Origin of the sequence: Paenibacillus apis (assembly GCF_018333295.1) — a bacterium.
GTDB classification, from domain to species: domain Bacteria; phylum Bacillota; class Bacilli; order Paenibacillales; family Paenibacillaceae; genus Fontibacillus; species Fontibacillus antibioticophila.
Map to the genome: position 1 here is coordinate 139,690 of NZ_BORS01000011.1, position 20,686 is coordinate 160,375.

Here is a 20,686-nt window from a genome sequence, read left to right on the forward strand (position 1 = left end):
ATGAAGTAGCCTCCTGTTTGTACAGTTTACTGCAACAAAAAAGCCGCCCGCAGGGCGACTTATTTGGCCGGGAACCGAATCTCGCCGTCGGCGACGACGGCTGCTTCCTCCGGCAGCACAACCTTGTCCCGGGGGTCCGTTACCGGTGCGGCTTCCAGGGGCATGGCGGTAAGGGGATCCCCCGATTGCTTCGAGCTCACGTTGTAGAGATAGTAAGCTTCATCCCGGACCCTTGATTCCGGACTTTCGTCTGATCTGCCTTGGATTGTATATGATTTAATGACGGCCACATTTTCATCCATCCAGCCTGCAACCTCCAAGGCGGCATTTTCATCGTCTGGGGCCGCCAGGCTTCCCAGGGATTGTCCGTCCGGATCATAGAAATGAAGCTCGCGGGGCGCGATGCGCAAGTAATCGATATCTATGTCCAGAATTCGTCCCTGGCTGTCCTCGGATTGCTCCATCCAGGCGACGGTGCCCGCAGGGTTCCACTTGATTTTTTGGGAGGGGACGTAATCTTCCTCCGGCAGCGCTATGGAACGGAGCTTTTTTCCGCTGCTGGTGTAGAAGGTCAGATCCCCGCTTTCGTCGTCGTGCACGAACCTTTTGAAGGACGGCGACAAGAACAGGGATGGTGCGCCAGTTGTCGAGTGAGGGATGACGCGGTATTTCAGCAGATGAACCTCATCGTCTCCCGTTTTCAGGTCAAACAACCATACATTCCCCAAATAACTCTGCATAAACAATTTCTGCTCGTCAGCTTTCCAATTGAATTTGTAGATATAGTCATAATCATAATCATCTGTAAGCGGCCAGAAGGCCTCCCGCAGCCGCTTGATTTCACCTGTGCGTATATCGTAAGCGGAGAGGTGGTATTCCCCTGCGTCCTCCGTCAATTCCGGTTCCAGAAATACCAGTTGGTGCTCGCTCAGCGGAAACAGCGGCGTATAGCTGCTCATAAACGCGTTGTTCCAGCGGTTGTTGGAATCGGTGAGCTTCTCGCTCCACACAACCTCTGCCCGATCCGTAGAGGGATCAAGGGCAACGATAGCATTAATAGCGTTATGATCGCCGTAAAAGAGGTGCGTGCTTACATAGGTTTTGCCTTGCAGCTTCAAAGACGGCCCACCGGACAGCATGTATTGATCCTTTCTTAAGCCTTCGGGCACGGCAAGCAGTTCTTCGCCGGGGCCTCGTTCCGTACGGAAGGTTAATTGCGTTATCTCAGGCTCCGCGAACATAATCTGCTTCAATTGCTCGGTAAGCTGCTTTGAAACGGTGTAGCCGGTCCGGGTATCCTGCATATCCATCAGCATGGCCTGCTCGCTGTTATCCCTTAGCCACAAAGTATAAGTGTATTTCTTGCCATCTGTATCTTCGATATGAAGACGATAATCCTGTTCTCCTACATTCAAGATGCCGGTGATCCGTTCAGCAGTATGTATGGCCTGCATAAATAGCCCAATCTCGTTCTGATCGGTATAAGGCGTATGATATCCGCTCCCTAAAGATTCAATGGTAAGCGATTTTGCTACTATTAGCGGCTTGGCAACCTCATCGGCTTCGGTGTCCCGGGTTACGGGACTTGGAGAAGTCGGCTCGGCAGCTTTGTCAGCAGCGCAGCCGGCCAGCGTAGCCGAAAGGGCAACGGCAAGAACACTCATGTTCAACTTTTTCATGAAATAGGCGCACTCCTTCTTTTAATAACTAATATGACGGATAAGAAAAGGATAAAGTTGCTAATATGGAAGTAAATTAGGGCATTATTCATATGATTTTTCGCGGTCGGGCGGATAAGGAGCTGGACTTGGTTAATAACGATATGTATCTAACTTCGGCCGTGGTGAGCGGGGAAGAGCTCGGTGATAGGGGGTTACTAAGGTTATCTAATCAAGATATTGTTCATTTGGGACTTGAAAAAACGAAGCGATGCGGTATAATATTACTGTTGTCTCAAAACGTGTCCCAGTAGCTCAGCTGGATAGAGCAACGGCCTTCTAAGCCGTCGGTCAGGGGTTCGAATCCCTTCTGGGACGTAGATAAAGAACCGGTTCATATGAACCGGTTCTTTTTGCGTCCAAACAGGATGAGAACCCCTTGGGGGTTCGTCGAAGTGAGACGATCAGTGCCTAGCAGACTGTCGAACGGAGTCTCGCGCCGAAGCGCGAGTATCCTTCTGGGACGTATAACAAAAAGGCTCCTCTCAAGGAGCCTTTTGTCGTTCCATTGGGATGAGAACCCCCGAAAATACACTGCTTACGTCTGCGCATCGGCAAGCTTCTCCAGCGCTTTCCGTAATATCCCGCAGGATTGCTCAAACTTTTGCCGCTCCTCTAGGCTTAGATTTAATTCGATAACCTCTTGAATACCGCCTTCGCCAATGATGGCCGGTACCCCGGTGCACACATTGCTTTGCTGATATTCTCCCTCCAGAATGGCAGAGATGGCGATGATTTTATGGTCATCGTTCAAAATGGAACGCACGATATAGGCAATGGCATTCCCTATACCAAATTGGGTATTGCCTTTGCGGGTAAAGATTTCCCATCCGGCGTCCTTGGTCTTCTGTTCGATTTCCTGAAGATCCACATGCTGGAATCTCTCCTTGTGCTGGTCCAAAATTTGTAGCAGAGGCTTGCCTCCGATAGTGACATGGGACCAAGCGACGAATTGTGACTCGCCATGCTCACCCAGAGCATAACCGTTCACACTTCGCGGATCGATGGAAAATACGTCAGACAAAAGTGTTTTAAGTCGTGCCGAGTCCAACGAGGTTCCCGTCCCAATCACTCGCTCGCGAGGAAGGTCGGACTCTTCTCGGACGATATAAGTTACCGCATCGACAGGATTCGCCGCTACGACAAACACCCCGTCAAAACCGCTGTCCATGATTTGACGGACGATACCTCGGGTGATTTTATCCGCTTCTTCAAGGAGATCAAGCCGAGTTTGGCCCGGCTTCGGATTAGCTCCGGCAGTCAATATAACAACATCCACATCCCGACAATCCTCTAACCGGCCTGCATATACCTTCGTGCGGCTTGATGTGAAGTCCATGCAGTGAGACAGATCAAGAGCCTGGGCTACAGCTCTGTCGTAAGTCCGGTCCACCATCATAATCTCATCGCAAATCGATTGATTAATCATAGAGTAAGCGCAGGCCGCTCCTACAAGCCCTGATCCGACCACGGTCACCTTTTTTGTTTTTCTGGCCATCTCTCCGCCTCCAATCTCCTTGTCTTTTTAAATACATATTCCTGTACGATATCTTCGATTATAACTGTAACGGAATGGCACAATCCAACGGATACCTGACACCAATTTCTACACTTTTATGTCACTATAACTGAAATCGAAGTGTCGTTGTTCTGACAGCCTTCTCTACGATATTCAGCCTGCTGATGGAATCGCACTAAGAAAACATCAGACGACTTAACTTTTTTCAGGGAAAATGTGCTAAAATATCGAATACAGTATTCGGGAGGAAAATGAATCATGTTTATCGAGATTATTTGAACATTATAAGTCTAAGGGAGAGGTCATAGACCTCCCTCGTTTTCAATTTTTTCGATTTATCGGCTCCTCACTAATTGGGTTGTTTGTTACGCGCTTTCTGTTCTCAGATGGGCAGTCATGGGATGGAGAAGGAGATTCGCGACGTTGTACAACTCATTCTGAACGGCATTAAGACATAATAAGTTGGAGGCTGTATTTCATCCATGGAGAATCGCAGAAAAGAGCCCTTTAGGTATTCCTTAACTCCGCCTACAGGCTGTTTCATTCAGATTACTACAATTAATCAATCTGCTGTGGCCAGCAAACTTGCTGAGGCTGTACTGATTGATATCAGCAAGGCAGGCTGCAGAATTCAAACCTCGCTGAATTTGCATGTTGTACAGAATTTGATTGGAGCCTCCATTCATCTTCATCTCGGCGAGAACTCCCAGGTGTATACGGGGTACGTTCGTTGGCAACGGCAAGTCGCAGACGGGTTATTCCATTATGGAATGAAATTGGAATTAGATGCAGCTCAAAAGGAGCAATTGAATATCGATCTGCGCACCCTTGCTGCAGAACGAAAGATTATGGTTATTTGAAATCAATCCGCTTTATTGCTATAATAGTGTAGTTAAATGCGGGTGTAGTTCAATGGTAGAATGCCAGCTTCCCAAGCTTGAGGCGAGGGTTCGATTCCCTTCACCCGCTTTTCAAGGCTTTTTGCGGCTTTTTTGTTTTGCGTCTACGTTGAAACCTGTTCTTGAAATCAAACACACTAACTAATTGCCAACAAGCTTTTAGGAGGTGTGTTTTTTGTCGTGTTAATTAAATTTGCAGTACAAGACCTTCACGATATCAAATGTATAAATGCAGGGCCTTTCCTTGCTTACTCCAAGCTGGGGGATATCCATTGAATTTATTTTGAGTTTTATTCCCAGCGTCTTTTCTAAACCATACATGCGCCCTCCTGCACAACTTTCATAGTACAACACAAACGGGGCGGTAAGTTTTCCATCCAGCGTATGTCGGAAACACTCATCACAGGCAAATGTTATTGTCAGGGTATGATTTTCTTCATTTAGAGTGATATTGCGTGTCTTTCCGGAGTGATCTTTTACAAAAGTGTTTAAGTATAGTTCTAACCTTAGTGGAAGGGGGGTATCGGCATGTTCCAACGCAAATGCTTTACGGATTTTATCTTGCCCTGTACCCTGACAACCTCCGAGTTGTTCCCAAAGCTTATAGCGTTGATCCTTGGTGAGATGATTACCCATGGCTTCCATAAACCTATTATCGCACTCGTTTCCACTATATGTTTGCACAATGTCTTCAAATATAGACAATATGTTTTCAGGAATATCGTTATTTCGCTTTTTCATTATTCCTAGCATCGTTTTCAAGGGGCTAAGCCTTCTTCCTTTAGTTTTATAGGAACATATCTTTGCAGCTGTTCATAACCAAGGCCTTTTCTTACTTCCTCGTCATTATAGGTCATATTCCCCATGATATCTCGTTCGCTATCAAGCATGAAATTCGTCTTCTCCAACCATTTCAGGATTTTATGTTCAACTTTCATAATACTGTTATCATCACCGTCAATGCATACTGCAGAAGCGTACAAGCCGCCCTCAAATTCAACCGCTTCGTACGGAGCGGTATCCATTTCCTTGACACACTCCTGTACGCTATACAACCATCTGAATTTCCCATCGCTTTTTCGGCACAGAAAGTCGGCGCAGTCGAAGATAATTTTTTGTTCTAGCTGTCTATGTCTATCCATCCAAAACATCAAACTAGCTTCATTGAACAAATCACCAAAGTCTTGATACTGCGATGTCAGTGCCAGGAATTTCGGAATCCTTACAATCATTACATCTGGAATTTTCCTGTCTAGTTTTTCGGTTATTTCAATCAAACGGTTTACATCCGCTGGTTTTCCGTTGTAGTCAACATGGATAAGCTGTCCTTCAATTTCCTGCGCTTTTTCGTATAGCAGCCTCACATCCGCATCCTTAGCAAAATTGGCTTTTTTAATTTGTGCAATAAACTCTAGAACGATCGACTTCAACTCGTGAAGAAGTGCTACTTCCTCGTCAATATCGCTAACTTTATTCTCAAGAACGTCCAGTACTACCTGAGAGCCCGTTGAGTCAAATATACGCTGGATATCTTTTATGCTGATATTCAGCTTACGGAGAATCAATATTTGCTCCAGCCTTTTTATGGCCAACTTATCATACATTCTATAGGCATAATCCTCACTTCGGGTGCTGGATAGTAGCCCCATATCCTCGTAGTATTTCAATGCGCGTGTAGAAATATTGTAATTTAATGATATGTCGCGTATTTTTATAAGCTCACTCATCTGTTACCTCCATACAAATTTTATACAACGATTGTAAAGTACGACGCAACGATCAAGTCAATAGAATGTGATTAGCAACTTCGTCTCTTCTCTTTTTTAAATGGCGTCCCAGAAGGATACTCGCGCTCCGGCGCGAGACTCCGATCGGACAGTCCGCTGGGCACCGACTGTCTCACTTCGACGAACCCCCAGGGGTTCTCATCCCGATGGAACGACAAAAGGCTCCTCGAGAGGAGCCTTTATCCTATACGTCCCAGAAGGGATACTCGCGCTCCGGCGCGAGACTCCGATCGGACAGTCCGCTGGGCACCGACTGTCTCACTCCGACGAACCCCCAAGGGGTTCTCATCCCGATGGGACAACAAAAGGCTCCTCGAGAGGAGCCTTTATCCTATACGTCCCAGAAGGGATTCGAACCCCTGACCGACGGCTTAGAAGGCCGTTGCTCTATCCAGCTGAGCTACTGGGACATAAAAAACAGAAGCAAAAAATATTTTATCACGTTAATCCGGGTTTCGCAATAGCTTGCTTGTTCTAGCCATTTTTGCCTTCTTGCATCTCTATGCTATAATCTCACTGATTAGAACGGACGTCAGGGGGTGGTATCATTAGCGGGAATCACAATAGCGAAAACAACCTGGTGTTATTTCCGAAGACACTGGATTTCTATCAGATTGAGCTGACTCGTATGCTGGAGACGGAGCGCTATGGCGAGGCGGCTGATCTGTTGCGGTTTTTGTTGCAATGCCAAGGACAAGAGGAACGTCTGTATGATGAGTGGCGCGCCTTGTTGAATTGGTTAATCGATGCATTTCCCAACCTTCAGGGAGAAGCGGCGGAGCAATCCCGAACAGAAGACGAGGGAGAAGAAGAAATGGCGAGGCGGCATCTGGAGGCGAAGATGGCGGAGGATGCGCAATATGCCGAAAAGCTGCTTAACACCGTTATCAAAAAGCCGCTGTCCGAACAGACCTTGCTGGCGCTGGATCAACTGGCCTATCTCGATAAGCCGGAAGTTGATAAGGCATTGATCGACTGGCTGGAACAGCAGCAGCTACATCCGTTATTGCAGTTTCGGGCCTTGCAGATTTTGCGAAGAAGGGAGACTTCAGGGATCGTCACGTTATCGCGCTCTGGCGAGAGAGTAGAGATCGAGTTGGACTTTGTTCCGCTGAATCCGGAGGATTTTCCTAGGCCGATTCATGCCGTCTTGGATCGGATTGCGGATCATGCACAGGTGCAGAATCCGACCTTGTTTTATTTTTCGCAAGAGCTTTGGAGCCAGTTTATCATGGCTATGTATGGAACAAAGGACTACATTTCATTGCTCAACGAAGAGGATGATTTCATTGATATCTGGGCGGCGGCATTGCATAAGACGGTGTCAGAGAGTGTCCCGGCAAACCTGGATGAACAGGAGATTCGCTCCATGTACAGTATCACAGATAGTCTGAGACTCCGTTATGAGCAGGCTTATCGCTCCATCCGGCAATTTGTCGCCGGCGGGCTGAAAGGTTAGTCTTTAAATCGTAGCGGTATGCTCTTTAAAAGTCCGGAAAATTCGCGGCTTGGATGAGCCCTTGTAAAATGCTGTATTGTTGTTTATAATGTAATGGTTATTCTGATCGTGGAACAATGACAGCTATACTGGAACCAAGATAGCTGTTTGATCGCGATTGAGGTTTCAGTATTTAAGTATATGGAAATTTGGAGGGGAAGGCATAAAATGAAAGCAACTTGGGAAAAAATAGAGAAGAACCTCGGCGTTCTCGAGGTCGAAGTGGATGCGGAACGTGTCGCCGCAGCACTGGATAAAGCTTTTCAAAAGGTAGTCAAAAAAGCAAATGTACCTGGATTCCGTAAAGGTAAAGTGCCGCGGCCGATCTTTGAAGCCCGCTTTGGCGTTGAAAGCCTGTACCAAGACGCAATCGATATCTTGCTTCCTGAAGTATACTCTGAAGCGGTAGAGCAAACCGACATTTTCCCGGTTGACCGTCCAGAAGTAGACATTGAGCAATTTGAAAAAGGACAAGCCTTCAAGTTCAAGGCTAAAGTGATTGTGAAGCCTGAAGTGAAGCTTGGCGATTATAAAGGCGTAGAAGTTCCAGCTGCAAACGTTGAAGTAAGCGAAGACGAGCTAAATGAAGAGCTTACTCGCCTGCAAGAGCGTCATGCCGAGCTGGTTGTTATCGACGAAGAAGCAGCTAAGCAAGGCGATACGGTAGTAATCGACTTTGACGGATCCGTGGACGGCGTACCGTTTGAAGGCGGCAAAGCCGAGCGCTATTCCCTGGAGCTTGGAAGCAACACCTTCATTCCTGGCTTTGAAGACCAAGTGATCGGTTTGGCTACGGGAGATTTCAAGGATGTTACTGTAACCTTCCCTGAAACCTATCAAGCAGAAGAGCTTGCTAATAAGGAAGCTGTATTTAAGGTGAAGGTTCATGAGATCAAGCGTAAGGAACTGCCAGCGCTTGATGATGAGTTCGCAAAGGATGTCAGCGAATTCGATACATTGGACGAATTCAAGTCCGATTTGAAGAAGCAGCTTGCTGACCGCAAGAGCAAAGAAGCAGAAGCTGAACGTGAAAAGGTGCTTGTAGATAAAGTTGGCGAAAATGCGGAAGTAGAGATTCCAGAAGCCATGGTTCAAAGTGAAGTACAAAACATGGTTCGCGACTTCGACAACCGCTTGCGTGCGCAAGGCATGAACCTGGATATGTTCCTTGGATTCTCCGGTCAAACGGTAGAAGACTTGAAGGAGCAAATGAAGGTCGATGCCGAGAAGCGTGTTCGCAACAACCTGGTGCTTGAGCAAATCGCCAAGGCTGAGAATATCGATGCTTCGGAAGAAGAAATTAACAAAGAGCTTCAGGACATGGCTGATGCTTACAAGCGTTCCCCTGAAGAAATCCGCAATATTCTTGCTGCTAACGGCTCGCTCGGCAGCTTGAGGGAAGATGTCCTTCTGCGCAAAACGATCCAATTCCTGATTGCAAACGCAAAGGAAGTTGCGGCTGAAAAGTCTGAAGAAGCTGCAAAGCCTGCGGCAAAGAAGACAACGAAGAAAGCAGCAAAGTCCGAGCCGAAAGCGGAAGAAGCCGCTGGAGCGAAGACAGACGAAGAATAAGAACTGCGCTTGGCAATCATTTGCTGAATTGCATGACATTCATTAAGGCACGTATACTTAAATGCGTGCCTTAATTTTTCACTTTTTGCTATACAGTTATTTCCAGAATAGTTCTGCAAATACAACTGTTACATAAGGTAATCTCAAAGAGACGCGGGTTATTGCGTGAGAAATGACATAGCCCTATGAACGTGATAAAATATGTGGTAAGCAATTTATCTGAACATGAAGAGAGGTTGGTCGCTAATGAGTCTGGTACCTATGGTCGTAGAGCAAACAAACCGTGGAGAACGGTCTTATGATATTTATTCGAGACTCCTCAAGGATCGAATTATTTTCCTGAGCAATGCGATTGATGATGATGTTGCCAATCTCGTAATTGCCCAATTGCTGTTCCTTGCTGCAGAGGATCCTGAAAAGGATATTCATCTCTACATCAATTCTCCGGGTGGTTCCGTTACAGCCGGTATGGGTATATATGATACGATGCAGATTATCAAGCCGGATGTGTCCACGATTTGTGTGGGCATGGCTGCTAGCATGGGCTCCTTGCTGCTGACAGCGGGAGCACCGGGCAAGCGCTTTGCGCTTCCGAATAGTGAAGTGATGATTCACCAGCCGCTTGGCGGAGTCCGGGGACAGGCAGCCGATATCAAGATCCACGCGGAGTGGATTATTAAGACACGCGAGAAGTTAAACCAAATTTATGTGGATCGAACGGGTCAACCCCTTGAAAAAATCGAGCGTGACACTGATCGCGACTTTTTTATGAGCGCGGAAGAGGCTAAGGCCTACGGGATTATCGACCAGGTCATCACCAAGCCTATCTAATATTTGAAGGGGTGTTTACATGTTTAAATTTAACGACGAAAAGGGACAGCTGAAATGTTCCTTCTGCGGTAAATCGCAGGAGCAGGTTCGCAAGCTTGTTGCCGGACCGGGCGTATATATATGTGATGAATGTATCGAATTGTGCACGGAAATTGTAGAAGAGGAGCTCGGCCATGAGGAAGAGCTGGACCTGAAGGAAATTCCGAAGCCAAGAGAAATTCGCGATATTCTGGATCAATATGTTATTGGTCAAGAGTATGCGAAAAAATCGTTGTCCGTTGCGGTGTACAATCACTATAAACGGGTAAATACGCATAGCAAGATCGATGATGTTGAATTGCAGAAGAGTAACATTTTGCTGCTCGGCCCTACAGGGTCAGGGAAGACGCTCTTGGCTCAGACCATGGCGAAAATCCTGAATGTTCCGTTTGCAATTGCGGACGCTACATCCTTAACCGAAGCGGGCTATGTGGGTGAGGATGTCGAGAATATTCTATTGAAGCTCATTCAGGCCGCAGATTATGATGTGGAGAAGGCAGAGCGCGGCATCATCTATATTGATGAGATCGATAAGGTTGCCCGTAAATCGGAAAACCCGTCCATTACCCGTGACGTATCCGGCGAAGGTGTCCAGCAGGCATTGCTCAAAATATTGGAAGGTACAGTAGCTTCCGTTCCGCCGCAAGGAGGACGCAAGCATCCGCATCAGGAATTTATCCAGATCGATACGACCAATATTTTGTTCATCTGCGGCGGTGCCTTTGATGGGCTTGAGCAGATGATCAAGCGTCGGATCGGCAAGAAGGTCATCGGGTTTAACGCAGGCAGCGAAGGTCAAAAGGACCTCAAGCCAGGTGAATACTTGTCTATGGTATTGCCTGAAGACCTGCTTAAATTTGGTCTGATTCCGGAGTTTGTCGGCCGTCTTCCAGTCATTTCGACTTTGGAGCCGTTGGATGAGAAGACATTGGTCCGGATTTTGGCCGAACCCAAAAATGCCTTGGTGAAGCAATACCAGAAGCTGCTGGAGCTTGATAATGTGAACTTGCAGTTCGAGCCCAAGGCGCTGGAGGCCATTGCCCAGGAAGCAATCAAGCGGAATACCGGTGCCCGTGGACTTCGCGCAATCATTGAAGGCATCATGCTGGATGTGATGTACGAAGTGCCTTCCCGGGATGATGTTACAGATTGCGTGATCACTGAGAAGGTAGTCGTTGAGAAGACGTCTCCTGAGCTTGGAGGCAAGAAGAACAAGAACAAAAAGCAAGAGGAAAGCGCGTAAGTTCTAACTGCGCGGCTTTCACAGCATAGATGACCCAATCTCCACTTCTGGGGAGGAGGCGGTTTTATTCCGCTTGCTCTGCCAGGGGTGGAGCTTTGGCGTTATTGGGGGGAGATATGTAATGACTTTCTTGAGACAGAATACGCGCCCGGTCAAGGTCGGGAATTTGACGATTGGCGGCAGCAATGAAGTCCTTATTCAAAGCATGTGCACAACGAAGACTGCAGATGTTGACGCTACGGTAGCGGAAATTCTGCGGTTGGAGGAAGCAGGCTGCCAGCTTGTCCGGGTAACGGTCAACAATGATGAGGCTGCAGAAGCCATCAAGGAGATCAAGAAGCAGATTCATATTCCGCTCGTCGCGGATATTCATTTTAATTATAAGCTGGCCTTGAAAGCTATCGAGAACGGGATCGACAAGGTGCGGATTAACCCGGGGAACATTGGCCGTCGCGAAAAGGTGGAGGCTGTGGTAAAGGCTTGTAAAGAACGGGGTATTCCGATCCGTATCGGGGTTAACGCCGGTTCGCTGGAAAGCCATTTACTGGAGAAATACGGTTATCCGACTCCTGAGGCTATGGTGGAAAGCGCCTTGTACCATATCGGCATTCTAGAGGAACTGGATTTTCATGATATTATCGTATCTTTAAAAGCCTCTGATGTGCCGATGGCGATTGCAGCCTATAGTAAGGCGGCGGAGGTTATCCCTTACCCGCTTCATCTTGGAATTACGGAGGCGGGAACGCTGTTCTCGGGAACCGTAAAGAGTGCGGCGGGAATCGGCGCTTTGCTGTCTATGGGAATTGGCTCGACAGTGCGCATTTCACTGAGTGCGGATCCGGTGGAAGAAGTGAAGGTAGCAAGAGAGCTGCTTAAGACATTTGGCCTGATCTCCAACGCGGCTACCCTTGTATCCTGTCCGACATGCGGGCGTCTGGATATCGATCTGTTCTCGCTCGCTAATGAAGTCGAGGACTATATCGCTAATTTGAAGGTTCCTATTAAGGTGTCCGTACTTGGCTGTGCAGTTAATGGGCCAGGAGAGGCGAGAGAAGCGGATATCGGCATTGCAGGTGCGCGCGGCGAAGGCTTGCTGTTCCGGTATGGAGAGATGATCCGTAAGGTGCCTGAAGCTGATTTGCTGGCGGAGCTGAAAAAGGAAATTGATCATATTGTGGAAGTGTACGAGGCAACCGGAGAAATTCCAGGCCGGAAAGAGCATCGATTATCGACGGAAATCAAATAAATTTATATACCAGGCCGTGAAGCGGGGTTGACGCTTTGCGGCTTTTTTTCTATTTCGTAGGCTCTGTCGTTTTACGATGGTGGGAAAGGGCAATACTATCATGTATCAGTTAAAAGTGGGGAGGCTCTATGAAATGGATTTAAGTATCATTCTGATGGCGGTTCAAATGTTCTTTGCGGTGGTGATTGGCCTCTACTTCTGGAATCAGCTCCGCAGCCAAAAGGGCAATCGGAGTGCGGTGGATCGTGAATCCCGCAAGGAAATGGAGAAGCTTCGCAAGCTGAGAGCTATATCTTTAACCAAGCCGCTCGCCGAGCGCACAAGACCGGCTGCGCTTAGCGATATTGTCGGTCAGAAGGACGGACTCCGCGGGCTGAAGGCTGCGCTGTGCAGCGCCAATCCGCAGCATGTGATTATTTATGGTCCACCGGGAGTTGGCAAGACCGCGGCTGCTCGCGTTGTGATGGAGGAAGCGAAGAAGAACCCGGCCTCTCCGTTCAAGGCGGAGGCGAAATTTCTGGAGATTGATGCCACCATCGCCCGCTTTGACGAGCGAGGCATAGCTGACCCCTTAATCGGTTCGGTGCATGATCCGATCTATCAGGGAGCCGGGGCTATGGGCGTGGCGGGTATTCCTCAGCCGAAGCCGGGGGCAGTGACCAAAGCCCATGGAGGGATTCTCTTCATTGATGAGATCGGGGAACTTCACTCGATTCAGATGAACAAGCTGTTGAAGGTGCTGGAGGATAGAAAGGTCTATCTGGAAAGTGCTTATTACAATTCAGAGGATCATGGGACTCCGGCTTATATCCATGATATTTTTCAAAATGGCCTGCCTGCCGATTTCAGGCTTGTCGGGGCAACGACCCGTTCCCCTCAGGAGATTCCTCCTGCGCTGCGTTCGCGCTGCATGGAAATCTACTTCAGGCCCCTGCTTCCTGAGGAGATCGCACAGATCGCCGAGGACGCCGTAAAGAGGATTGGTTTTCAGCCTTGTCCGGAGGCGGTTGAGGTGATTAAAAAGTATGCGACCAATGGACGTGAAGCTGTAAATATGGTGCAGCTGGCTGCCGGACTGGCTTTGACCGAGAAGCGGGAACATTTGGATGCCAAGGATTTGGAATGGGTGGCGACCAGCAGTCAGCTTGCTCCGCGTCCTGAACGCAAAATCCCGGAGCAGTCGCAAATCGGTGTAGTTAATGGTCTAGCCGTATATGGAGCGAACATGGGCACCTTGCTTGAAATCGAGGCAACGGCTGTCAAGGTGGAGAACGGGAGGGGAACCTGCACCATCACCGGCGTAGTGGATGAGGAGGAGATTGGAGGCGGAAGCCGGACCCTGCGGCGGAAGAGCATGGCCAAGGGCTCGGTGGAGAATGTCATCACCGTTCTGAAACGAATGGGGCTGGACCCGGCAGGGTACGATATTCATATCAATTTCCCTGGCGGGACTCCGATTGACGGCCCATCTGCAGGGTTGGCAATCACGACAGCTATTGCCTCCGCACTAAGGCGGATTCCTGTTGACCATCGGATTGCGATGACCGGCGAGATTGGCATTCATGGTATGGTCAAGCCGGTTGGGGGCGTGGTGGCGAAGGTGGAGGCCGCATTTCAAGCCGGTGCTACCACGGTTCTGATTCCAAAGGACAATTGGCAAACGTTATTTGAAGGCCTGGAAGGGCTCCGGGTTATTCCTGTGGAGTCGGTAGGCGAGGTGTTTCGGCATGTATTCGGACCGGAAATAGAGAAGGATATCGGCTTTAGCTCCGGAGGGGAGCTCTTTGCTCCCATGCCAACACCGGCTTCGTTCCTGCAGGCGAATTCTCCGTCCCCGAATGGAGGCATGTAGGCATTTCGGCATTGCAAGGGCGGTTGCGGTTTGCGCGGCCGCCTTCATTGGTGTTTTAAGATCACTTTTGCTAAAATAGGTATGAAATTACGAAGAAAAATGAGTTCAAGATGCGAGGCCGTTTTTTCATTAGAATCTGCTGCGTGAACAAAGGCCGGATTTTTGAACATTACTGAAGGGAACGTTGGAGGTGCATAGCGATGGGACCCCATAAAATGAAAGGCCGTCGTTTTCCTTTGCTGCCGCTCCGCGGCCTGCTCGTGTATCCGAGCATGGTGCTGCATTTGGATGTCGGGCGTGACAAGTCCGTAAAGGCACTGGAAAAAGCGATGGTCGATGACAACTTAATTCTCCTGTGTTCTCAATCGGAAGTGAACATTGAAGAGCCGACCCAAGAAGATATTTTCCGTATCGGGACGGTCGCCAAGGTTCGTCAGATGCTTAAGCTCCCTAATGGGACCATCCGTGTATTGGTGGAAGGGATGGAGCGGGCGGAAATTGTAGAATACCTGGATAATGAGGAGTACTATGAGGTGTTGGCTAAGGAACAGCCGGAAGAGGAGTCCGACGATCCTGAGGTTGATGCTCTTATGCGTACAGTACTTACTCAGTTCGAACATTATATCAATCTGTCCAAGAAAGTGACTCCGGAGACATTGGCAGCTGTATCGGACATTGAGGAGCCTGGACGGCTTGCTGATGTAATTACGAGCCATTTGTCTCTGAAGATTAAGGATAAACAAGAAATTCTTGAAACGATCGAGGTTCGGATGCGGCTGGAGAAGCTGCTGGATATTCTGAACAATGAGCGTGAAGTGCTTGAACTGGAGCGGAAGATCAGTCAGCGGGTCAAAAAGCAAATGGAGAAGACCCAGAAGGAGTACTATCTCCGTGAGCAAATGAAGGCGATCCAGAAGGAACTGGGCGAAAAGGAGGGCCGTGCCGGAGAGGTTGAGGAGCTTCGGGCGCAATTAGAAGAGAAGAATCTTCCCGAGAAAGTGCGTGAGAAGACGCTTAAGGAAATCGATCGTCTGGAGAAGATGCCCGCCAGCTCTGCGGAGGGCGGAGTTATCCGCAATTACGTGGATTGGCTGCTGAGTCTTCCATGGAGCAATAAAACCGAGGATGATCTGGATCTGACGAAGGCGGAGCAAGTGCTGGATGAGGATCATTATGGACTGGAGAAGCCGAAAGAGCGTGTCCTGGAATATTTAGCCGTTCAGAAGCTGGTGAAGAAGCTGAAGGGGCCGATCCTTTGTCTCGTCGGTCCGCCCGGAGTGGGTAAGACCTCTTTGGCTCGATCCATTGCCCGTTCGCTAGGCAGGGAGTTTGTACGAATTTCCCTCGGCGGGGTGAGAGATGAGGCGGAGATTCGCGGACATCGCCGTACCTATGTCGGAGCGATGCCGGGCCGGATCATCCAGGGGATGAAAACCGCCGGAACGCTGAACCCTGTTTTTCTGCTTGACGAGATTGACAAGATGGCCTCGGATTTCCGGGGAGATCCTTCTTCGGCCTTGCTTGAGGTGCTGGATCCAGAACAGAACAATACATTCAGCGATCATTTTGTAGAGGTGCCTTTTGACCTGTCCAATGTGATGTTTGTGACGACAGCGAATGCGGTACATAACATCCCCCGTCCTTTGCTGGATCGTATGGAAATGCTCTATATTCCGGGTTACACCGAGCTGGAGAAGCTGCAGATCGGCACAAGATACTTGCTGCCTAAGCAGAAGCGCGAGCACGGTCTGGAGCCGAATCAGCTGCAAATTGGCGAGGAAGCGCTGCTTCGCACCATTCGCGAGTATACCCGTGAATCAGGGGTTCGGAATCTGGAGCAGCAGATTGCTGCGTTATGCCGAAAGGCAGCCAAGAAAATTGTATCCGAAGATCAGGAAACACTGGCTATAGGACCGGAAGAGATCAAGGATTATCTGGGAGTTCCGAAGTTCCGTTATGGGGTTGCTGAATTAGAGGACCAGATCGGAACGGTGACCGGGCTCGCCTGGACCGAGGTTGGCGGTGAAACGTTGGTCATTGAGGTTACAGTGGTTCCGGGCAGCGGAAAGCTGATTCTGACAGGGAAGTTGGGCGACGTGATGAAGGAGTCTGCTCAAGCCGCATTTAGCTATACGAGATCCAAGGCAACAGAGCTTGGAATTGATTCTGATTTTCACGAGAAAAACGATATTCATATTCATATCCCGGAGGGAGCTATTCCAAAGGATGGTCCTTCTGCCGGAATTACGATTGCTACTGCCTTGATCAGCGCTCTGACAGGACGCCACGTATCAAAGGATGTTGCAATGACTGGTGAGATCACGCTGCGCGGAAGAGTGCTGCCGATCGGAGGACTGAAGGAGAAGTCGCTCGCCGCTCATCGGGCAGGATACAAGAAAATATTGCTGCCCAAGGATAATGAGCGCGACTTGCGCGATATTCCGGATAGTGTGAAGGAAGATGTGGCGTTCGTGCCTGTGGCCCATATGGATCAGGTTTTGGAGCACGCGCTTGTGGAACAGCAGTCCGGGCCGCACTAGAGAGAGGAATGGAAGTATGAAAGTAAATCAAGCTGAATTTGTAATAAGCGCAGTCGGACCTAGTCAATATCCTGACGATGCCTTGCCGGAGATTGCTCTGGCAGGGCGTTCCAATGTAGGGAAGTCTTCCTTGATCAACCGAATGATTAACCGGAAGAATCTGGCCCGTACGAGCTCTACACCAGGCAAGACGCAGCATCTGAATTATTACCGGATTAATGAGGACTTGTATTTTGTGGATTTCCCCGGCTACGGCTATGCCAAAGTGTCGAAGACCCAGCGTCAGGCTTGGGGAGGCATGATAGAGAAGTATTTGCTCGAGCGTGAGACGCTCAGACTTATCCTGTTGATCATTGACCTTCGACACCCGCCGTCAAAGGATGACGAGCTGATGTATGATTGGCTCAAGCATCATGACTTACCCGTATGCGTTGTTGCTACCAAGGCGGATAAAATTCCGAAGTCCCGCTGGCAGAAGCATATGAAGATCATTCGGGATGCGCTTGTGCTGCGGGCCGGAGATCAACTGATGCTCTTCTCTTCGGAGGCGGGAATCGGGAGAGACGAGCTATGGGAACAGATTAATTCCTTTATCGAGGACGGTGCAGAGCAGCAAGAAGAGGACAACTTGTAGCCTAATCAGGTATACAGCCCCAAATCGATGGATCAAGAAGGGATTTGAAGCAGGAATGGCAGGAAAGTGAGCATACTGCGATAATTTTGCATGTAAAAACGGCTCAAACCGATTTTTCCTGAAATATGCCGCAATTTTACGATTTACCTGTTGAGCAAGGAGTCAGAGTTATATTGTATAATTACTGTATATAATTGCTAAATTGAAGAATTGAGGAGATTTTTATGGCTCAGCGGTTAGCCACAGAGTATGTAAACGCCAGTATGTGTTTGTCGGAAGCCCAGATGTCGCAGTTTATTCATAAGGTGTACGATCCTCATGTCCGCCAGCGGGTGAAAGTGCTGGATAACGGCAGTCAAGAGGTGGTGCTGGAGGATGACGGCGGGGAGGAAGTCCATCTGCCTTTTGACCTGAGAGACGGTAACTATGTCTGTGAATTATCTTTCCGCTTGGAGACGCCCCATTTGACCAATGTCATGAGATTGCTCTTTGCTGCCTTTAAGGGCTCAGGCATGGTCACCAGAATCTTTAACGGATTCATGATGATGTATTATTATGAGAATGGCAGAGTGCGTAAAATCGTCGAGTATTCGAGAGAATCGTACAAATTAGTGTTCGAGCTCAAGGATACCCTTGCTGAACTTCAGAGCATATATCGCAACGAAGCCATTGAACAGGAAATTGAGTCGATCCACACCCGGATCAATCAGCTTCTGGATCAGCGGTTTGTAGCAAGCCAGCCGAAAGTGCTCGACCGGATTGACGACGAGCTTCGGAATTGCTCGCGCCGGCTCTTTGCACTTGAAGCTTAACAAGTACAGTTATACAGAATAAAGATTCTTCAGGGGAATCCTTGAAGGATCTTTTTTTTGTAAGGTTAAATCGGATGGGGCAGCCGGATTGACGGATGTAGTCCAAATAACCTACAATAATTTGGAAGTATGGGAACATACAAGGATATCGGATAGCATGACGGGATGATAGGATTGGAGGCGGATAATGAGTCGATGGTGGTTTAAAAAACAGGTACTTTCTTATCTGCCGTTGTTATTATTAATTATCTTTGTGCTGTTAGGAGCAACCTTCCTGTCTACTGTCCAGCAATCCAAACAAGATGTTGTTCGTGCCAATGGGGTATTTGCAGAGCATGTTCAGCAGAGCGTTGATTTCAACCTCAAGGCGGTTGAGACGCAGGTTTTGAATGCGGCGCTGCAGAATGAAAAGCTCGCAGCCTATTTTTATGAGAAGGAACTTGGCGAACGATATTTCTATAAGTACGAAATCTCTAGAGAACTGGATAAGATCAAGCTGTCATTACCATTAATTGATTCGATCTATCTGTATCGCGCCGCGGATGAGACCGTGTTGTCTGATACGATGAATTTGCCGCTGGACAAGCATGGTGATCAGGCATTTATTCGAAATTGGCTGGAACGCAGCGAGCGGGATCACAAATGGTCGGATGCACGATCACTTCGCAACAAATATTCAGACCAGTCCAGAGATGTCGTCTCGTTAGTAAGCGATTACCCTCCTCCCAAGGGTGAGAGCGGACTTATTGTTGTGAATGTGAAGGTATCCGAGCTGCAGCAACTGGTTGCAGAAATGAACCAGGCGGCGGATATTAGCAGTGCAAGATTAATTGGCAGCAATGGCCGGGAAATCTTCAAATCTTCGCTCCCGGACAAGATGGAGGAATTGCATCACATTGTATCGGACTATACAGGCTGGACGATCGCCACGGGCATCCAGGATGGCTCGGTTTATACCTTCACCTCGGGGCTGTTCACCTTGATGCTTGGGATATCCGTTATTTTATTGATATTGGGCATCGCTTGGATCGTCTATACAGCACGCAGTCAATACAAGCCAATTCATACGATCATGCAGCGCATTGTTTACTTTCACTCAGCCCAACATGAGATTTTTCAGCCGCAGTCGCAGCCGACCAAGGATGAGCTGAAAATTATCGAAGAGGCTTTCCAGCATCTCACTAGACAGGTACTCGAATATGAGCGCGAACAGGAAGAAAGCTTGATATTCAAGCGTCGGCACAAGCTGCGTGAGTTGGTTGCCGGCACCGAAATCTGGAATCGGGATGAATGGAAGAAGGAAGCTGCCAAGCTGAAAGTATGTGATTTTTCCAAACAGCTGTCGGTTGGGATTGTTGAGATCGACCATTATGGGGATTTTGCCGATCGTTATTCTACACGTGATCAGTTTTTATTTCAGTTTGTTATGAATAGTGTAGTACGAGAACTCTCGGGTCAGCATGCGGTGAATATATGGGCGGAGTGGCTGGAGGGTCCAAGGATGACGATTTTGCTGGTCGACACGGACGGAACCGAGCCGCTTGCTCAAGGGGATTCGTTGAATAGGAATGGAATGGAAGCGCCTCAGGGGAGGGTCTATGCGATTGCTGCTCAGCTATCCGATTGGGTCAGAAGCAATCTTGATTTCACGGTCTCGATTGGACTCAGCAGGGTGATCTCGGATCCGGAGCAGCTGTATCTGATTCATGCGGAAGCTCTTGAGGCTCTGAATGACAAGTTCATTCAAGGCAGCGGACGTGTAATTGCTTATGAAGAACTGCAAGTTGAAAGTCAGCGAGAGGTTTATAGACTGATTCCAAAGATTCGTTCCCTCACTCACGCCTATCGGATTGGTGAAGAGCGCTGGAAGGACGAGCTGCATCTGCTGTTCCAGGAACTGATTGCTGGCGGCTTCGCGAAGAGCGATGTATACTATCTGATTAATCATATTACCCAGATGCTGCGCAGGGAATTGATGGAGTTCTCTGAAGAGGGACAGTCGCTATGGAATAATGATCTGTATCCGGTTCTGGAGCGTATATTACAAGGGATGGAGACGATTGAAGAGACCAGGCAGCAACTCACGGCTTTATTTACCGAGATGGACGGCCGGCTTGCGGAATACCGCGAGTCGCGCAAGCATCATAGCCGAATGCAAGAGGTGCGACAATATATTGAGCAGCACTATGCGAATCCGGATCTTTCACTGAGTATGCTGGAGGAGCAATTTGGGATTAGCGGCAAATACATGAGCGCCTTGTTTCGTGAAGAAATCGGCGATAAATTTGTTGACTTCCTGGCCAAGGTTCGCCTGAGTCATGCGGAGCATCTGCTGCTGGAGACGAATGAGGCGATTCAGCAGATTGCGCTGCAAGTAGGGTATACGAATCCGATGACCTTTATTCGCAGCTTCAAGAAGCATTATGGCATGACACCTGGTGATTATCGCAAGCAGGAAAATCAATTGCTTTAAGCCTGTTCAGTTATCCAATATGG

The 20,686-nt window shown here is 48.5% G+C and carries 15 protein-coding genes and 3 tRNA genes; 13 read left to right on the forward strand and 5 right to left on the reverse strand.

What is annotated here, in order from left to right:
- Nucleotides 1–59: 59 nt before the first annotated feature.
- Nucleotides 60–1,679 carry a hypothetical protein gene (locus tag KI362_RS16640; protein ID WP_301628757.1) on the reverse strand — a complete coding sequence of 540 codons (1,620 nt, stop codon included), beginning with the start codon at nucleotides 1,677–1,679 and terminating at the stop codon, nucleotides 60–62.
- A 283-nt stretch (nucleotides 1,680–1,962) separates the two neighbouring features.
- Here KI362_RS16640 and KI362_RS16645 point away from each other — a divergent pair.
- Nucleotides 1,963–2,036 (forward strand) — tRNA-Arg (locus KI362_RS16645).
- Between the two features lie 220 nt (nucleotides 2,037–2,256).
- Here KI362_RS16645 and KI362_RS16650 read toward each other — a convergent pair.
- A complete protein-coding gene (locus tag KI362_RS16650) occupies nucleotides 2,257–3,216 on the reverse strand; it encodes an L-lactate dehydrogenase (protein ID WP_212941491.1) in 960 nt (319 codons plus the stop codon).
- Between the two features lie 503 nt (nucleotides 3,217–3,719).
- Between KI362_RS16650 and KI362_RS16655 the strand changes: the two genes are divergently transcribed.
- Nucleotides 3,720–4,097 (forward strand): PilZ domain-containing protein, encoded by a 378-nt coding sequence (locus KI362_RS16655; protein WP_301628759.1) that lies wholly within the window; start codon nucleotides 3,720–3,722, stop codon nucleotides 4,095–4,097.
- A gap of 38 nt (nucleotides 4,098–4,135) precedes the next feature.
- A tRNA-Gly gene (locus KI362_RS16660) sits at nucleotides 4,136–4,206 on the forward strand.
- Between the two features lie 113 nt (nucleotides 4,207–4,319).
- Here the strand turns inward: KI362_RS16660 and KI362_RS16665 are convergent.
- The 3 genes from KI362_RS16665 to KI362_RS16675 all read right to left on the reverse strand — a co-directional run bounded on the left by KI362_RS16665 (nucleotide 4,320) and on the right by KI362_RS16675 (nucleotide 6,333).
- Nucleotides 4,320–4,877, reverse strand: a complete 558-nt coding sequence (locus KI362_RS16665) for a hypothetical protein (protein ID WP_301628761.1) — start codon at nucleotides 4,875–4,877, stop codon at nucleotides 4,320–4,322.
- Between the two features lie 17 nt (nucleotides 4,878–4,894).
- Complete coding sequence (locus KI362_RS16670; RefSeq protein WP_301628763.1) at nucleotides 4,895–5,863, reverse strand: MerR family transcriptional regulator; 969 nt, start codon at nucleotides 5,861–5,863, stop codon at nucleotides 4,895–4,897.
- A gap of 396 nt (nucleotides 5,864–6,259) precedes the next feature.
- A tRNA-Arg gene (locus KI362_RS16675) sits at nucleotides 6,260–6,333 on the reverse strand.
- A gap of 218 nt (nucleotides 6,334–6,551) precedes the next feature.
- Here KI362_RS16675 and KI362_RS16680 point away from each other — a divergent pair.
- The 10 genes from KI362_RS16680 to KI362_RS16725 all read left to right on the forward strand — a co-directional run bounded on the left by KI362_RS16680 (nucleotide 6,552) and on the right by KI362_RS16725 (nucleotide 20,663).
- Entirely contained in the window at nucleotides 6,552–7,382 is an 831-nt protein-coding gene (locus KI362_RS16680; RefSeq protein ID WP_301628845.1) for a hypothetical protein, read from the forward strand.
- A 207-nt stretch (nucleotides 7,383–7,589) separates the two neighbouring features.
- Complete coding sequence (gene tig / locus KI362_RS16685; RefSeq protein WP_301628765.1) at nucleotides 7,590–8,993, forward strand: trigger factor; 1,404 nt, start codon at nucleotides 7,590–7,592, stop codon at nucleotides 8,991–8,993.
- 246 nt (nucleotides 8,994–9,239) lie between these two features.
- On the forward strand, nucleotides 9,240–9,824 hold the full coding sequence (gene clpP, locus KI362_RS16690; RefSeq protein ID WP_044481774.1) for an ATP-dependent Clp endopeptidase proteolytic subunit ClpP: 585 nt from the start codon (nucleotides 9,240–9,242) through the stop codon (nucleotides 9,822–9,824).
- Between the two features lie 19 nt (nucleotides 9,825–9,843).
- Entirely contained in the window at nucleotides 9,844–11,106 is a 1,263-nt protein-coding gene (gene clpX / locus KI362_RS16695; RefSeq protein ID WP_044481773.1) for an ATP-dependent protease ATP-binding subunit ClpX, read from the forward strand.
- 121 nt (nucleotides 11,107–11,227) lie between these two features.
- Nucleotides 11,228–12,352, forward strand: a complete 1,125-nt coding sequence (ispG, locus tag KI362_RS16700; RefSeq protein ID WP_044481772.1) for a flavodoxin-dependent (E)-4-hydroxy-3-methylbut-2-enyl-diphosphate synthase — start codon at nucleotides 11,228–11,230, stop codon at nucleotides 12,350–12,352.
- A gap of 133 nt (nucleotides 12,353–12,485) precedes the next feature.
- Nucleotides 12,486–14,204 (forward strand): ATP-dependent protease LonB, encoded by a 1,719-nt coding sequence (gene lonB, locus KI362_RS16705; RefSeq protein ID WP_301628769.1) that lies wholly within the window; start codon nucleotides 12,486–12,488, stop codon nucleotides 14,202–14,204.
- 200 nt (nucleotides 14,205–14,404) lie between these two features.
- Nucleotides 14,405–16,744, forward strand: coding sequence for an endopeptidase La (gene lon, locus KI362_RS16710; protein ID WP_301628771.1), 2,340 nt, complete (start codon nucleotides 14,405–14,407; stop codon nucleotides 16,742–16,744).
- A 16-nt stretch (nucleotides 16,745–16,760) separates the two neighbouring features.
- A complete protein-coding gene (gene yihA / locus KI362_RS16715) occupies nucleotides 16,761–17,378 on the forward strand; it encodes a ribosome biogenesis GTP-binding protein YihA/YsxC (protein WP_044481767.1) in 618 nt (205 codons plus the stop codon).
- A 224-nt stretch (nucleotides 17,379–17,602) separates the two neighbouring features.
- Complete coding sequence (locus KI362_RS16720; protein ID WP_044481765.1) at nucleotides 17,603–18,190, forward strand: hypothetical protein; 588 nt, start codon at nucleotides 17,603–17,605, stop codon at nucleotides 18,188–18,190.
- A gap of 187 nt (nucleotides 18,191–18,377) precedes the next feature.
- A complete protein-coding gene (locus tag KI362_RS16725; RefSeq protein WP_301628774.1) occupies nucleotides 18,378–20,663 on the forward strand; it encodes a helix-turn-helix domain-containing protein in 2,286 nt (761 codons plus the stop codon).
- Nucleotides 20,664–20,686: the final 23 nt, after the last annotated feature.

Coding starts and splice junctions, on each gene's coding strand:
- KI362_RS16720 (WP_044481765.1), top strand. CDS start 17,603: ATGGCTCAGCGGTTAGCCACAGAGTATGTAAACGCCAGTATGTGTTTG.
- ispG (WP_044481772.1), top strand. CDS start 11,228: ATGACTTTCTTGAGACAGAATACGCGCCCGGTCAAGGTCGGGAATTTG.
- KI362_RS16680 (WP_301628845.1), top strand. CDS start 6,552: ATGCTGGAGACGGAGCGCTATGGCGAGGCGGCTGATCTGTTGCGGTTT.
- tig (WP_301628765.1), top strand. CDS start 7,590: ATGAAAGCAACTTGGGAAAAAATAGAGAAGAACCTCGGCGTTCTCGAG.
- lonB (WP_301628769.1), top strand. CDS start 12,486: ATGGATTTAAGTATCATTCTGATGGCGGTTCAAATGTTCTTTGCGGTG.
- clpP (WP_044481774.1), top strand. CDS start 9,240: ATGAGTCTGGTACCTATGGTCGTAGAGCAAACAAACCGTGGAGAACGG.
- KI362_RS16650 (WP_212941491.1), bottom strand. CDS start 3,216: ATGGCCAGAAAAACAAAAAAGGTGACCGTGGTCGGATCAGGGCTTGTA.
- lon (WP_301628771.1), top strand. CDS start 14,405: ATGGGACCCCATAAAATGAAAGGCCGTCGTTTTCCTTTGCTGCCGCTC.
- KI362_RS16665 (WP_301628761.1), bottom strand. CDS start 4,877: ATGAAAAAGCGAAATAACGATATTCCTGAAAACATATTGTCTATATTT.
- KI362_RS16725 (WP_301628774.1), top strand. CDS start 18,378: ATGAGTCGATGGTGGTTTAAAAAACAGGTACTTTCTTATCTGCCGTTG.
- clpX (WP_044481773.1), top strand. CDS start 9,844: ATGTTTAAATTTAACGACGAAAAGGGACAGCTGAAATGTTCCTTCTGC.
- KI362_RS16670 (WP_301628763.1), bottom strand. CDS start 5,863: ATGAGTGAGCTTATAAAAATACGCGACATATCATTAAATTACAATATT.
- KI362_RS16640 (WP_301628757.1), bottom strand. CDS start 1,679: ATGAAAAAGTTGAACATGAGTGTTCTTGCCGTTGCCCTTTCGGCTACG.
- KI362_RS16655 (WP_301628759.1), top strand. CDS start 3,720: ATGGAGAATCGCAGAAAAGAGCCCTTTAGGTATTCCTTAACTCCGCCT.
- yihA (WP_044481767.1), top strand. CDS start 16,761: ATGAAAGTAAATCAAGCTGAATTTGTAATAAGCGCAGTCGGACCTAGT.